Raw genomic sequence first — 13637 nt, 5'->3', positions numbered from 1 at the left:
CGATGGTGAGATCAGGCAAGCTTGCTGGCAACGAGCTTGGTGAGGTCAACCAGACGGTTGGAGTAGCCCCACTCGTTGTCATACCAAGAGAGGACCTTGACGAGGTTACCGATGACCTTGGTCTCGGTGGCGTCGAAGATCGAGGAGTGCGGGTCGCCCTCGATGTCCTTCGACACGATCGGATCCTCGGTGTAGGCCAGGATGCCCTTCAACGGACCCTCAGCAGCCTTCTTGACGGCAGCCTGGACCTCCTCGACGGTGGTCTCCTTGGAGGTCTGGAAGGTCAGGTCGGTCAGGGAGCCGGTCGGAGTCGGGACGCGGACGGCGAGGCCGTCGAACTTGCCCTTGAGCTCCGGCAGGACCAGGGCCACGGCCTGGGCGGCGCCGGTCTTGGTGGGGATCATGTTGAGGGCAGCAGCGCGGGCGCGACGCAGATCCTTGTGGGGGGCGTCTTGCAGGCGCTGGTCACCGGTGTAGGCGTGAACGGTGGTCATGATGCCACGCTCGATGCCGAAGGCGTCGTTGAGGACCTTGGCCAGCGGGGCGAGGCAGTTGGTGGTGCACGAAGCGTTCGAGATGACGTTGTGCTTCTCGGTGTCGTAGTCGTCGCTGTTGACGCCCATGACGAAGGTGCCGTCGACGTTCTTGCCGGGAGCGGAGATGATGACCTTCTTGGCGCCAGCCTCGATGTGGGCCTTAGCCTTCTCACCATCGGTGAAGAGTCCGGTGGACTCGACAACGATCTCAGCGCCGAGCTCCTTCCAAGGGAGGTCAGCGGGGTTGCGCTCGGCAAGGACCTTGATGGTCTTGCCGTCAACGGTGATGGAGTCATCGTCGTAGCTGACCTCACCGGAGAAACGACCCATGATGGAGTCGTACTTCAGGAGGTGGGCCAGGGTCTTGGTGTCGGTGAGGTCGTTGACGGCCACGACCTCGAGGTCAGCACCCTGCTCGGCGAGGGCGCGGAAGAAGTTACGGCCAATACGGCCAAACCCGTTGATACCAACCTTGACGGTCATTAAGGAATCTCCTCCAGATGAGGTTTGTGCGTTCAGCACTCGGACATCTCTAAGCATAGCGACCAAGGACAATGAACAAAGCCCTGGCCCCGTTTTAAGGCAATGTCACGGGCGAACGATCACGAGCATCGATCAGGTCGACGCACAAATGACCATGCGGTTGCGTGAATCCCTCCCCTGGTGGGAAGAACCAAGGGCCGGTTGTAGACGCCGGGATGGTGATCAGGCGCGGTCGTCGCGCATCTCGGGAGGAAGACTCTCCACCGTGGTGGGCTCGCCGCTGTTACGGGCCGTCTTGTCGGCCAGGGCCAACAGACGACGAATCCGTCCGGCAATGGCATCCTTCGTCAACGGAGGTTCGTGCAACTTACCCAATTCTTCCAAGCTGGCATTTCTGTGCTCAAGGCGAAGTTGGCCAGCGGCCTGGAGATGTTCCGGAACGGAATCCCCGAGGATTTCCAGCGCGCGTTCCACCCTGGCACTGGCAGTGACAGCAGCTCTGGCGGAACGACGCAGGTTGGCATCGTCAAAATTGGCAAGACGATTCGCCGACGCCCTCACCTCACGGCGGAGACGACGATCCTCCCAGACCAGCACCGATTCGTGGGCGCCCATTCGCGTCAGCATGGCGGAAATGGCGTCACCGTCCCGGATCGTCACGCGGTCGATGCGTCGGGACTGCCGCTGCTTGGCCGGGATCTCCAGACGGCGAGCTGCACCCACCAGGGCCATTGCGGCCTCCTCACCGGGAGCGGTGATCTCCATGGCCATGGAACGTCCAGGTTCGGTCAGGGAACCACGGGCCAGGAAGGCGCCACGCCACGCGGCAGCCTGGCAGCACCGTCCGCCACCGACGACCGGAACCGGAAGGCCACGCACCGGGCGACCGCGACGATCGAGCAGACCCGTCAGACGAGCCAGATCAGCGCCGCCGCGCACCATCCGCACCAGGTACCGGGTGTTCGAGTGCAAACCAGTGCCATTGACGACGACGAGGTCGGTGTCGAAACCGAAGACCTCCTGGATGGATTGACGAAGTCGTCGCGCCGCACCCCCGGTGTCGACCTCGGCCTCGATCGTGATGTGGCGATGCTGCACTAAATGGATGCCACCTGCGAAGCGAAGGGTGGTGGCGATCTCGGAACGGCGGCAGCACAGCTTCTGCACCGGCACCGTCGCGAGTTCGTTCTTCACCTGCAGGGTGAGCGACATGTGGTTCTAGCCTCCGGAAAGGAATACAAAGGGTGACAGGGTGATCTTAGGCGACAATCAGCGAGGCTGGACGCCCATGATGTTGGCGTATGCCGACGCCAACCGCAGTGGGTCATGCCGAGCCGATCCATCGCGCATTGCCAAATCGTCGACGACGATTTCAGCTCCCAGATTGTGCGCAAACGACTCCAGATGGGGATCCTGACCAGCAAACCCGCGATCGACGAGGACGACGTCGAAACGCATACGTGGCTCGTGCTCGGCGATGACCTCAAGATGTCGCGCGGGGCTGAATCCGTCCGTTTCATCAGCTCCCGACACATTGAGGGTGAGGATCTTCCGCGCCTTCGACTCAAGGATCGCGTCGACGATCTCAGGCACCAGGAGATGCGGCATGACCGAGGTGAACCACGATCCAGGCCCCAGTACGAGGTTGTCGGACTCGCGAATCGCCTCCAACGCCTGAGGGCAGGCCTCGGGTTCGGAGGGCTCCAGCCTCACCTTGAGCACCTCGGCCCGGGTCTTGGCGACCGTGGCCTGCCCGGTGAGGGTGTACTCCTCGTCCGGCTGATTCGGGTCCAGGCCGACCACTTGGGCGCTGATGTCAAGCGGGGTCAGGGACATCGGCAGGACGCGACCCCGAACGTCAAGGAGCTGACCGACCATGTCCAGGCCGGACACAGGGTCGCCAAGCTCCTGCCACAGGCCCGCGATGAGCAGGTTACCGATGGCGTGACCGGCGAGCTCACCGATGCCGTTGAAGCGCGCCTGCAGCACCTCGGCCCAAGTACGTCCGAGGTGATCATCAGCACACAGCGCGGCAAGAGCACGACGCAGGTCTCCCGGCGGCAGGATGTCGAATTCCTCGCGCAGCCGACCGGAAGAGCCACCGTTGTCGGCGACGGTGACCACAGCAGTGAGCCGGTCTGTGAGCCGCCGCAAGGCACGCAGCGACACGGCCAGCCCGTGTCCACCGCCGAAGGCCGTGACAATCGGCAACTTCGAGGGGGTTGACACCATCGTCATTCCTTCCCAAGATCTCGGTGCAGGACGGCGGTGCGGTGCCCCCGATCCGCCAGACGAGCGGACAATTCCTCGGAAATGGCGGTACTGCGATGTTTCCCGCCGGTGCAGCCAACGGCCACCGTGACCTGCTTCTTGCCCTCACGAAGATACCCCGGTGCCATGCCAGCCAGGAGTTCCTCGACTCGATCGATGAACTCGGTCGCGCCGGCCTGGGCCATGACATAGGAGGCGACGTCGGAGGACAGACCCGTCTTGGGACGAAGCTCAGGGACCCAGTACGGGTTCGGCAGGAAACGCACGTCGAAGACGAGGTCGGCGTCGATCGGGACCCCACGCTTGAATCCGAAGGACATCACCTGGAAGGCCAGGCCCTCGTCGATCCCCTCGGCGAAGGCGTGGTCGATACGTTGGGCGAGCTGTCGAGCGGTGATGGAGGTGGTGTCGATGACGAGGTCAGCCTCGGCACGCAGGTCGGAGAGCATGCGACGCTCGAGGGCCACTGCGTCGAGGAGATGACCTCCTTGTTGGAGCGGCATGGGACGACGGCTGGACTCCTGACGACGCACGATGGTCTCGTCGGAGGCTTCCAGGAAGACGATGGCGGGGTCGATGCCGCGCTCGTCGAGGGCGGCGACGGCCACTCCCAGGGTGTCGAACATGATCCGACTTCGAACGTCGAGGACGACTGCCAGACGATCGATGTCATTAGCGCCGATCTCGTCGACAAGCGCCCCCAACATCACCGGGGGCAGGTTGTCGACGACGTACCAGCCCAGGTCCTCCATGGCATGGGCCGCGGTACGACGGCCAGCACCGGAGATGCCGGAGATGATGACAACTCGCGGGGTCCTGGTCGTCTGTTCGGTGCTCACGGTTCAAGGGTAGTGCTGTTATCGGCATCAGCCAGTCCGTCAGCGTCAGCAACCTCGCCGGTCGCCGTGTTGATCGCCTCACCGGGCTTGTCCTTGGACAGTGCCGCAACGACCTCTCCGGCCAGTTTGGGGCCAAAACCAGGGACCTCGGCGATGTCCCCGACGGTGGCCTTGCGCAGCGCTCGCACTGATCCGAAGTGAGAGACGAGGGCCTTGCGACGGGTCTCCCCCAGTCCGGACACCCCGTCGAGTACGGACTCCACCATTGCCTTGGATCGCTTGGACCGGTGAAAGGTGATGGCGAACCGGTGAGCCTCGTCACGAAGACGCTGTAGTAGGTAGAGCCCCTCGGAGGTGCGCGGCAGGATGACCGGCCACTCCTCGTCGGGGAGCCACACCTCCTCCAGGCGTTTCGCCAGCCCGCACAGTGCGATCTCATCCTCGAGGCCGAACTCCTCGAGCACTTCCTGGGCGGCGTGTACCTGAGGTGCGCCGCCGTCGACGACGATGAGATGCGGAGCGTAGGCGAACTTGCGAGGAGCGCCAGTGGTGGGGTCGATGAGGGAGCCGACGTCACCGTCAGGGGTTTGGGCCTTGGCCATGGCGTCGCGGTCCTCGACAAGGCGACGCAGCCGGCGCGACAGCACCTCGTGCATGGCGGCGAAGTCGTCGGACCCCTCGAATCCCTTGATGATGAATCGCCGATACTCGGACTTGCGCGGCATGCCGTCCTCGAAGACGACCATCGACCCGACGACGTTGGTTCCCTGGATGTGGGAGATGTCGTAGGACTCCATCCGCAGCGGGGCGCGGTCCAGACCGAGGGCCTCCTGGATCTCCTCCAGGGCTCGGGTTCGAGTGGCCAGGTCGGAGGCTCGCTTCAGTTTGTGCTGGGCGAGGGTTTCCTGGGCGTTGCGGGTGACGGTGTCCATGAGGGTCGCCTTGTCACCTCGACGGGGAACACGGATCTCGACGTGGGAGCCGCGTTCGGAGCTGAGGATCGTGGACATGACGTCGGGATTCGCGGGATTGGTAGAGACGAGCACCAGTGGCGGGACGGCATTGCCATGACCGTCATCACGAACCTGACCGTCACTGGAATTGATGCCGTAGAGCTGGGTGAGGAAGGTCTCCATGAGCTCGGCCTCGGCGGCGTCGTCGGCACGGTCTGCCACCCAGCCTCGCTCACCACGGATGCGACCGCCGCGAACGTGGAAGATCTTGACGCCCACCTCCAGCGGGTCGACGGCCATCGAGATGACGTCGGCGTCAGTCCCGTCACCGAGGACGACGGCATTGCGCTCCAGAGTCTTTGACAGGGCTCCCAGGGAGTCGCGGATGACGGCGGCACGTTCGAATTCCAGGTTCTCGGAGGCCTCCGCCATCTCGGCCTCAAGCCGTTTGACGATCTTCGTCGTCCGGCCCGCCATGAAGTCACAGAACTCATCGGCGATCTCGCGGTGGGCCTCCGGGGTGATCCGACCGACGCACGGCGCCGAGCACTTGCCGATGTAGCCGAGCAAACATGGACGCCCCTGGTTCTTCGCCCGATTGAAGACGCCGGTCGAGCAGGACCTCATCGGGAAGACCCGCAGCAAGGTCTCGACGGTGTCCCGGATTGCCCACGCCTGGCCGAACGGTCCGTAGTAGCGCCACCCCTTGTGATGAGCACCGCGACCGACGAAGACGCGCGGATACTCGTCTGTCCAGGTGAAACACAGCCACGGGTAGGACTTGTCGTCGCGGTACATGACGTTGAACCGCGGATCAAATTCCTTGATCCAGGTGTATTCGAGCTGGAGGGACTCGACCTCGTTCTGCACCACCGTCCATTGCACGTGGGCAGCCGTAGTGACCATCCGTTGAGTACGCGGGTGGAGGGCCGAGATGTCCTGGAAGTAGGAGTTGAGCCGGTTACGCAGGTTCTTGGCCTTGCCGACGTAGATGACCTGCCCGTGCTCGTCACTGAATCGATAGACCCCTGGTTGAGTGGGGATGGTCCCCGGGGCAGGACGGTAACTGGACGGATCGGCCATGGGGCAAGCCTAGGGGCCATGACGACGTGGTTCCTCTCTCGGTCCGAACGCCCCCGTCCTGCGGGCGGGAAATGCTCCAGCAGCTTCACCGGTAGGCTGGCCACGTGCATCTTCTCCTCATTCGCCACGGCCAGTCCGAAAACAATGCCAATGCGGCAAAGTCCGTCGAGGCATACCGTCAAGGGCGCAAGCCTGACCCCGAACTCACCGAATTGGGACGACATCAGGCTGAGGCCCTGGGGACATGGATCGGGTCAGTCTCTCCGCGACCGACCAAGCTGTATTCCTCCCCCATGATGCGCACCATTCAGACGGCAGCCCCGGTCGCCGAAGCCCTCGACATGCCCATCACCGTCAGCGACCTCATCTTCGAACGCCCCGGTCCGGTTGAGATTGTTGACGGAGTCGAGACCGGTCACCCCGGGTCACCGCTGTCGGCCCTGTCTGCCATCACCGATCGCGCCGTCTTCCCGGAGACGATTACCGAGGAGGGGTGGCGCGAGGCCCGCATCGAAACTGCCGCAGAGGCGGCAGATCGTGCCGGTCGTATCGCCGAATGGGTGCGGGAGGCACACGATGACGACGATTGCATTGCCCTGGTGGCCCATGGCGCCATCGGATCGATGCTCCTGCTGCACCTCATTGCCCCACGACTTGCCGCTGATCTGCGCAATTACCCCATCGGCAGTGAACCCCACTGGGTCGGCCTGCAGAACACCGCCACCTCGATGATCGAGCTTCACCCGAATGGGTATGAGGTTCATTGGATCAATCGGGTGGATCACCTCATCGAGGCAGGTATGGTTCACGGCGCCGTCGCCGCCTCCACAGGCAACCCCGGCACCCGCTGAACACGAAGGAGAGACCATGTCCCCCACTCGACGCGAGATCCTGCGTACCGCTGGCGGCGTCGCTGCCCTGGCCACTGCCGGGTCGGTCACCGGTTGCAACACCTATCAGAACTCCAACGACGTCCACACCGGCCCTGCAACGATCAAGGCCGCTGATGTCCCGGTGGGCGGCGGAACCGTGATCGACGGCACGAACTTCGTCGTCACCCAGCCCACCAAGGGCACTTACAAGGGCTTCGTGCGGGTGTGCCCACACGCTGGATGCCAGGTCGACGAGGTCCGTGACGGCTCCCTGCTGTGCCCCTGCCACGGTTCGGAGTTCGACATCACTGACGGTCATGTCACCAAGGGCCCCGCTGCTGCTGGCCTGGGCAAGGCCAAGGTGACCGAGAAGGGCGGCACCTTGAGCGTCAGCGGTTCCTGAACCGCTCAGCGGGTCTTCTTCCGCGAGGTCTTCCTCCCACCCTTCTTCTTGGCCTCAGCCGGCTCCTCGATGAGGGCCGGCTCGTCACCAACCGGGACTTCCCGCCCGGCCAGGATCTCGGCGAGGAACTGCCCTGTGTAGGAGCCGTCGACGGCGGCCACCTGCTCGGGAGTCCCCTCCGCGACGACCGAGCCGCCACCGTTACCACCTTCGGGACCCATGTCGATGATCCAGTCAGCGGTCTTGATGACGTCAAGGTTGTGCTCGATGACGAGAACCGAGTTTCCCTGATCAACAAGCCGCCCCAGCACCAGCAAGAGCTTGCGAATGTCTTCGAAGTGCAGGCCCGTCGTGGGTTCGTCGAGCACGTACAGCGTCTTGCCAGTAGAACGCTTCTGCAGTTCTGAGGCCAGTTTGACGCGTTGTGCCTCTCCGCCCGACAGTGTCGTTGCCGGCTGCCCCAGCCGGACGTAACCCAGCCCCACCTCGACGAGGGTCTTGAGGTGACGATGGATCGAGGAGATCGGCTCGAAGAAGGTGCACGCCTCCTCGATGGGCATGTCGAGCACCTCGGCGATCGTCTTACCCTTGTAGTGGACCTCCAAGGTCTCGCGGTTGTACCGGGCCCCGTGGCAGACCTCACACGGCACGTAGACGTCAGGAAGGAAGTTCATCTCGATCTTGATGGTGCCTTCACCCTGGCAGTTCTCACAGCGTCCCCCCTTGATGTTGAAGGAGAACCGGCCCTGCTGGTAGCCGCGCACCTTGGCCTCGGGGGTCTGGGCGAAGAGGGCACGAATCTTGTCGAAGACCCCGGTGTACGTTGCCGGGTTCGACCTCGGCGTCCGACCGATCGGGGACTGGTCGACATGAATGACCTTGTCGATCTCCTCGACGCCGGTCATCGTCTCGTGCTTGCCAGGGACCGCCCGAGCTCCGTGAATCCGGTGTGCCAACGAGGTGTAGAGAATCTGGTTAACCAGAGTCGACTTGCCAGAACCACTCACTCCCGTGACAACGACGAGCTGGCCCAACGGGAAGGTGACATCCACGTTCTGCAAATTGTTCTCACGAGCGCCCTTGACGACCAACTGCCGTCCGGTTCGGGGACGTCGGCTCGCCGGCAACGGGATGGACCTCTTGCCCGACAGGTAGGCACCCGTCAGCGACCTCTCGCTGTCCAGCAGATCGTCGACGGTTCCCGAGACGACGACCTCTCCGCCGTGCTCGCCGGCTCCCGGGCCGACATCGACAACCCAGTCGGCGACGCGAATGGTGTCCTCGTCATGCTCGACGACGATGAGCGTGTTCCCGAGATCCCGCAGCCTGACAAGGGTGTCGATGAGACGGCGGTTGTCGCGCTGGTGCAAGCCGATGGAGGGCTCGTCGAGGACGTAGAGCACACCGACCAGTCCCGAACCAATCTGAGTGGCCAGTCGGATGCGCTGAGCCTCACCGCCCGACAGCGATCCGGCTGACCGGGACAAGGTCAGGTAGTCCAGACCGACATCGACAAGGAACCGCAGCCGAGCTCGCACCTCCTTGATGACCCGCTCGGCAATGGTCGCCTCACGCTCCGTCAGCGTCAGGGCATTGAGGAATTGCGAGGCATCCCCGATGGACATGTCGGAGACCTCGGCGATGTTGCGATCGCCAACCGTCACGGCCAAGCTCGTCGGCTTGAGTCGCTTGCCATGGCAGTCACGACATGGCACCTCGCGCAGGTACTGTCCCCACCGGGAGCGGGCGGCGTCGGTCTCGGCCTCGTCGTAGCGACGACGCACGTAGTGCAGCACTCCCTCGTAATTCTGCGAGTAGGTGCGCACTCGGCCGAACCGGTTGCGGTACGAGACCATCACCGGATCGCCCTCGCCATGCATCACCAGCTTGCGCGCCTTCGCGGGAAGTTCTGACCAGGGCAGGGCCGCGTCAAAACCGTGGCTCTCCCCCAGACCCGCAAAGACGTGCTGGTAGTGGTTGGCCACTCGCGGCCCTGACCACGGCGCAATGGCTCCCTCGAGCAGACTCAGCCCTGAGTCGGGAACCACGAGTTCGGGATCGACCTCGAGGGTTGCCCCCAAACCCGAACACGTCGGGCACGCTCCCCAGGGGCCGTTGAAGGAGAACTGGCGAGGTTCCAGCTCATCGATGTCGATGTCATGCTGGTTGGGGCAGGCCATCGTCTCGGAGAATCGACGTTCGCGATGCGGGTCGGAAGGGTCCCGATCGACGAAGTCGATACCCACGATCCCGTGGGCCAGACCGAGGGCGGTCTCCACGGACTCCGTCAGACGCTGCTTGGCCGACGGTTTGACCGCGATCCGGTCGACGACAACGTCGACGTCATGCTTGCGTTTCTTGTCCAGGGGCGGCACCTCACCGAGTCGATGGACCTCACCATCAACGCGCACACGGGTGAAACCGTCAGTCGTCAGCTGCCGGAAGAGTTCGATGTACTCGCCCTTGCGGCCACGGACGACCGGCGCCAGCACCTGGAACTTCGTGCCCTCGTCCAGGGCCATCAACCGATCGACGATCTGCTGAGGGGTCTGACGGTTGATGAGCTCCCCACACACCGGGCAGTGGGGCTTGCCGATACGGGCCCAGAGCAGACGCAGGTAGTCATGGATCTCCGTGATCGTGCCGACCGTCGAACGTGGGTTGCGGGATGTGGACTTCTGGTCGATGGAGACGGCGGGGCTGAGACCCTCGATGAAGTCGACGTCTGGCTTGTCCATCTGTCCGAGGAACTGGCGGGCGTAGGAGGACAAGGATTCCACGTAACGACGCTGGCCCTCAGCGAAGATGGTGTCGAAGGCAAGGGAGGACTTCCCCGATCCTGACAGGCCGGTGAACACAATCATGGCGTCCCGGGGAAGATCCAGGCTGACGTTGCGCAAATTGTGCTCTCGGGCACCGCGGACGATGATGTGGTCACTCACAGGCTTCATGGTAGAGGCCATAGAAGACAGTTCTGTGGCTCTGCGCGGTCGGCAGAACGGAACACGGACGAGCCTCCTGAGGCACTGTGGGCCTGGGCCCAGCAGACCCATCCGGTGGCCATTGATCTGGCAACTTCCTTGAAGTGCAAGTAGGTTGGACGACATGAGCGCAGCCACACGACCTCCAGGTCTGTGTCCGAGCGCTCCCCTACCCGAAATCCGCACTGCCAAACGGGAGGCCACCCAGCGACTTCTCGGGGCCACCATGGGCTTGTCGGATGAGGAGTGGCAGGCCCCCAGTCGCCTGGCTGGATGGACCCGCGCGCACATTGCGACCCATATAGCCCGCAATGCCGAAGCCCTGGAAACAGTGACGAGGGCCGTTGTCGCTGGCCGTGAGGTGCCCCGCCTGTATCCCTCTGACGAGGTCCGCGACCGCGACATCGAGCGCGGTTCGGAACGCACCGGGGTGGAGTTGCAGATCGATTTGGACACCACGGCAGGCTCCCTCAATGCCACCTTCGATTCTCTGGAAGGCATGGAACCAGGCACTGCGGTTTGGCTCACTGACGACATCCGTGTCGACGCCACCGACCCGCCTGCCCTGCGGCTTGCCGAGATCGCGCTCCATCACGTCGACCTCGATCTTGGAATGACCGTCGACGACCTCCCTGTGGTCGCATCCCGTACCTTGTTGGAGTGGGTGTGTTTCCGGCTACGGGACCGTCCAGAAGTCCCGGCCATGCGTATCGTGTCCGATTCCGGGCTGACTGATCGTATCGGCGGGGTTGGATTCGCTACGACGGTTCATGGGCCTGACGGTGCGCTGGCAGGATGGTTGTCAGGCAGAGGTGGGACCGAGCGTCTCGCCGGGGCCGACCAGCTCGCCGTCCCCATGCTCATCTGACGGGGACGCCCAGCGGATCGCCCGCTCGTCCCAGGAAGGAATCGTCATGACGCTCCACCACGTCGGTCCGGTACCTGGGGCTGAGCTCATCAGGGTCAACGAGGATATTGACCTCATCAAGGTGTCGGTGGGCCCGATGGACAACAACGCCTATCTCATTCGTCCCGAGGCCGGTCCTGCCATCCTCGTCGACGCGGCAGCGGAACCCGGTCGGCTCAAGGCCCTCGTCGGCGACGACGAGGTCGGCGCCGTCATCACGACCCACCGTCACTCCGACCACACCGGAGCTCTCGCTGACGTCATTGCTGCGACGGGCGCCCAGCCCTGGTGCGGCAAACCCGACGCCGAGGCCATCGAGGCCAGCACCGGCGTGACCTGCCGCACGGTGTGGGACGGGGATGTCTTCCGCCTCGGCGACATCGAACTCGACGTCATCGGCCTGGTGGGTCATACCCGCGGATCCATCGCCCTCCGACTGCGCGGCAACCCGAGTGACCACATCCTCACGGGAGATTCCCTCTTCCCCGGTGGCCCTGGACGGGTACAAAATGACACCCAGTTCGCCACGCTGATGGCGGACCTGGAGAAGAAGGTCTTCGGGGTCTACAACGATGAGACGGTCATCTGGCCGGGACATGGGCTGCCGACGACGCTGGGTGCAGAGCGGCCCCATCTGGGCGAGTGGCGCGAGCGGGGCTGGTGACGGAAGTCGTTCTAGAGGTCCACATGCCTACGATCGGGCGCTTCGCCGACCACGGTCAGGGTTGCGTTTGCGTCGGCATGGTGGACGGCGCCTTCGAGCGTCTGGTTCAGTATCCACGACAGCGAACTCAGCACGTCCTCACCACCACTGCACGCTTCGACCAGCCCATCGCCGCGCCGAAGCAGGGACGCTCCCCCGTCCAGTATGTACTCCTCTTCGCTCGCGTGGTCGCGCGACAACTCCGCCCAGGCCTGCTCCAGGGCGACAGCCGGCGCCACCTGGATCAGCACCGTCATCAGCTGGGCCTTCTCAGCTTGCTGGGCCACTTTCACCGTGGGTGCCCATACGTCCGAATCCCATGGGAACGAGACTCGCATTTCCCCTCCTCTTCCTCTTCGTCAAGGACCTGTCCAAGTGAGCTCGACCTCGACCCCTCCACGGTACGTCGTAGCGGTCGAGCAGATCCGCGCAGAAGGACATCTCATCATGGCACCACTCGGCACTCCCCTGCCCTGAACCACGAGACAGCGCCGCGGCATCCCTGCTCATCTCCGCCAGTGGCGGGAACGCGGCTGGTGATCCCAACCGCTCATGTCCTGCCGAGATCAGGCTTCGATCTTGGTCTTTGCGTCGTCTCTCGTGCTCTTGATGATGCTCGCGACGGTGGTGAGGACCAAGGTCGCGACGATGGTGATCAGGGACACACCGATCGAGATCTCCGTGCTGATGCCCAACCACGCCTGATCCAGGCCATAGTGGTGCATGGCGTGGCCAATGAGCTTGAGGGCGATGAAGCCCAGGATGACCGCCAGGCCCAGTGACAGGTACACCAGGCGCTCGAGCAGGCTTCCGATGAGGAAGTACAGCTGGCGCAGGCCCATGAGGGCAAAGACGTTGGCGGTGAAGATGAGGTAGCCCTCGCTCGTCAGACCGTAGGAGGCTGGGATGGAGTCCAGGGCGAAGAGCAGGTCAGTCATGCCGAGGGCGACACAGACTGTGAACATCGAGGTGGCCAGGATCTTGCCGTTCTCACGAACGAAGAATCTGGTACCGCGGTAGTCACCGGTGGTCGGAACCGTGCGCTTGAGCCACGCCAACAAACGGCCGTTCTCGCCGGTGACCTCATCCTCGTCATCCCGGTGACGGTACTCACGCACCTGGTCGATCGCCGAGTACAGCAGGAAAGCACCGAAGATGAAGAACACCCAAGCCCAAGCTTCCAGGATCGCCTGTCCCAGAGCAATGAAGACACCTCGGAAGACCAGGGCGACGATGATACCCACCAGCAGAGCAAATTGCTGCAGCTTCCGTGGAACGTCGAACTTCTCCATGAGGATGAGGAAGATGAACAGGTTGTCGATCGACAAGCTGTACTCGGTCAACCACACCGCGAAGAACTGACCGCCTGCGGAATGCCCTTGCAGAATCCAGACGCCCAAGCCGAACAACACTGCCAGGCCGACGAACACACCGACGAAGGTGGCACATTCCTTGGTGGAGGGGACGTGAGGCTTTCGCCCCAGGACCATGACGTCCAAGAAGAGCAAGGCCCCCATCACAAGGATGGTGATGATCCAGACATACGCGTGAACGTGCAAAACCGGGCCTCCGAGGGAATAGAGAGAAGGTCCGGAGGTCTCGTCCG

Annotated in this window: 12 protein-coding genes; 4 read left to right on the top strand and 8 right to left on the bottom strand. The window is 63.5% G+C overall.

Going from position 1 to position 13637, the window contains the following annotated elements:
* Positions 1–11 precede the first annotated feature (11 nt).
* The 5 genes from gap to uvrC all read right to left on the bottom strand — a co-directional run bounded on the left by gap (position 12) and on the right by uvrC (position 6165).
* Complete coding sequence (gene gap, locus ACP8LP_RS04140; RefSeq protein WP_016667358.1) at positions 12–1019, bottom strand: type I glyceraldehyde-3-phosphate dehydrogenase; 1008 nt, start codon at positions 1017–1019, stop codon at positions 12–14.
* Positions 1020–1241: 222 nt separating this feature from the next.
* Positions 1242–2231, bottom strand: coding sequence for a DNA-binding protein WhiA (whiA, locus tag ACP8LP_RS04135; RefSeq protein ID WP_063279987.1), 990 nt, complete (start codon positions 2229–2231; stop codon positions 1242–1244).
* A 57-nt stretch (positions 2232–2288) separates the two neighbouring features.
* Positions 2289–3257 carry a gluconeogenesis factor YvcK family protein gene (locus tag ACP8LP_RS04130; RefSeq protein WP_036975897.1) on the bottom strand — a complete coding sequence of 323 codons (969 nt, stop codon included), beginning with the start codon at positions 3255–3257 and terminating at the stop codon, positions 2289–2291.
* Positions 3254–4129 carry an RNase adapter RapZ gene (rapZ, locus tag ACP8LP_RS04125; protein ID WP_016667355.1) on the bottom strand — a complete coding sequence of 292 codons (876 nt, stop codon included), beginning with the start codon at positions 4127–4129 and terminating at the stop codon, positions 3254–3256. Before rapZ ends, ACP8LP_RS04130 begins: the two co-directional genes overlap by 4 nt.
* Positions 4126–6165: an excinuclease ABC subunit UvrC gene (uvrC, locus tag ACP8LP_RS04120; RefSeq protein ID WP_484483290.1), complete on the bottom strand. Its 2040-nt coding sequence runs from the start codon at positions 6163–6165 to the stop codon at positions 4126–4128. The genes rapZ and uvrC overlap by 4 nt, the downstream gene beginning before the upstream one ends.
* A 104-nt stretch (positions 6166–6269) precedes the next feature.
* Here uvrC and ACP8LP_RS04115 point away from each other — a divergent pair, with 104 nt between their 5' ends.
* Positions 6270–7016, top strand: coding sequence for a histidine phosphatase family protein (locus tag ACP8LP_RS04115; RefSeq protein WP_016667353.1), 747 nt, complete (start codon positions 6270–6272; stop codon positions 7014–7016).
* Positions 7017–7032: 16 nt separating this feature from the next.
* Positions 7033–7440, top strand: coding sequence for a Rieske (2Fe-2S) protein (locus ACP8LP_RS04110; RefSeq protein ID WP_016667352.1), 408 nt, complete (start codon positions 7033–7035; stop codon positions 7438–7440).
* Positions 7441–7445: 5 nt separating this feature from the next.
* Here ACP8LP_RS04110 and uvrA read toward each other — a convergent pair whose 3' ends face one another.
* Positions 7446–10391: an excinuclease ABC subunit UvrA gene (uvrA, locus tag ACP8LP_RS04105; RefSeq protein ID WP_063280005.1), complete on the bottom strand. Its 2946-nt coding sequence runs from the start codon at positions 10389–10391 to the stop codon at positions 7446–7448.
* A 154-nt stretch (positions 10392–10545) separates the two neighbouring features.
* Here uvrA and ACP8LP_RS04100 point away from each other — a divergent pair, with 154 nt between their 5' ends.
* Positions 10546–11289: a maleylpyruvate isomerase family mycothiol-dependent enzyme gene (locus ACP8LP_RS04100; protein WP_417033804.1), complete on the top strand. Its 744-nt coding sequence runs from the start codon at positions 10546–10548 to the stop codon at positions 11287–11289.
* Positions 11290–11335: 46 nt separating this feature from the next.
* Entirely contained in the window at positions 11336–11992 is a 657-nt protein-coding gene (locus ACP8LP_RS04095) for an MBL fold metallo-hydrolase (RefSeq protein ID WP_063279990.1), read from the top strand.
* 11 nt (positions 11993–12003) lie between these two features.
* Here the strand turns inward: ACP8LP_RS04095 and ACP8LP_RS04090 are convergent, their stop codons facing one another.
* Positions 12004–12369, bottom strand: coding sequence for a hypothetical protein (locus tag ACP8LP_RS04090; RefSeq protein WP_016667348.1), 366 nt, complete (start codon positions 12367–12369; stop codon positions 12004–12006).
* A gap of 228 nt (positions 12370–12597) precedes the next feature.
* Positions 12598–13590: a TerC family protein gene (locus tag ACP8LP_RS04085; protein WP_016667347.1), complete on the bottom strand. Its 993-nt coding sequence runs from the start codon at positions 13588–13590 to the stop codon at positions 12598–12600.
* Between the last annotated feature and the right edge of the window lie 47 nt (positions 13591–13637).

The sequence above is a fragment of the Cutibacterium sp. LaCa_89 genome (genome assembly GCF_058177555.1).
Note: the sequence above shows the minus strand (reverse complement) of the source record. Positions and strands in the feature narration are given on the sequence as shown.

Excerpts from the sequence above, each read along its gene's own strand:
- whiA (WP_063279987.1), bottom strand. The coding sequence starts at position 2,231 with ATGTCGCTCACCCTGCAGGTGAAGAACGAACTCGCGACGGTGCCGGTG.
- ACP8LP_RS04100 (WP_417033804.1), top strand. The coding sequence starts at position 10,546 with ATGAGCGCAGCCACACGACCTCCAGGTCTGTGTCCGAGCGCTCCCCTA.
- ACP8LP_RS04130 (WP_036975897.1), bottom strand. The coding sequence starts at position 3,257 with ATGACGATGGTGTCAACCCCCTCGAAGTTGCCGATTGTCACGGCCTTC.
- uvrC (WP_484483290.1), bottom strand. The coding sequence starts at position 6,165 with ATGGCCGATCCGTCCAGTTACCGTCCTGCCCCGGGGACCATCCCCACT.
- ACP8LP_RS04110 (WP_016667352.1), top strand. The coding sequence starts at position 7,033 with ATGTCCCCCACTCGACGCGAGATCCTGCGTACCGCTGGCGGCGTCGCT.
- ACP8LP_RS04095 (WP_063279990.1), top strand. The coding sequence starts at position 11,336 with ATGACGCTCCACCACGTCGGTCCGGTACCTGGGGCTGAGCTCATCAGG.
- gap (WP_016667358.1), bottom strand. The coding sequence starts at position 1,019 with ATGACCGTCAAGGTTGGTATCAACGGGTTTGGCCGTATTGGCCGTAAC.
- ACP8LP_RS04090 (WP_016667348.1), bottom strand. The coding sequence starts at position 12,369 with ATGCGAGTCTCGTTCCCATGGGATTCGGACGTATGGGCACCCACGGTG.
- uvrA (WP_063280005.1), bottom strand. The coding sequence starts at position 10,391 with ATGAAGCCTGTGAGTGACCACATCATCGTCCGCGGTGCCCGAGAGCAC.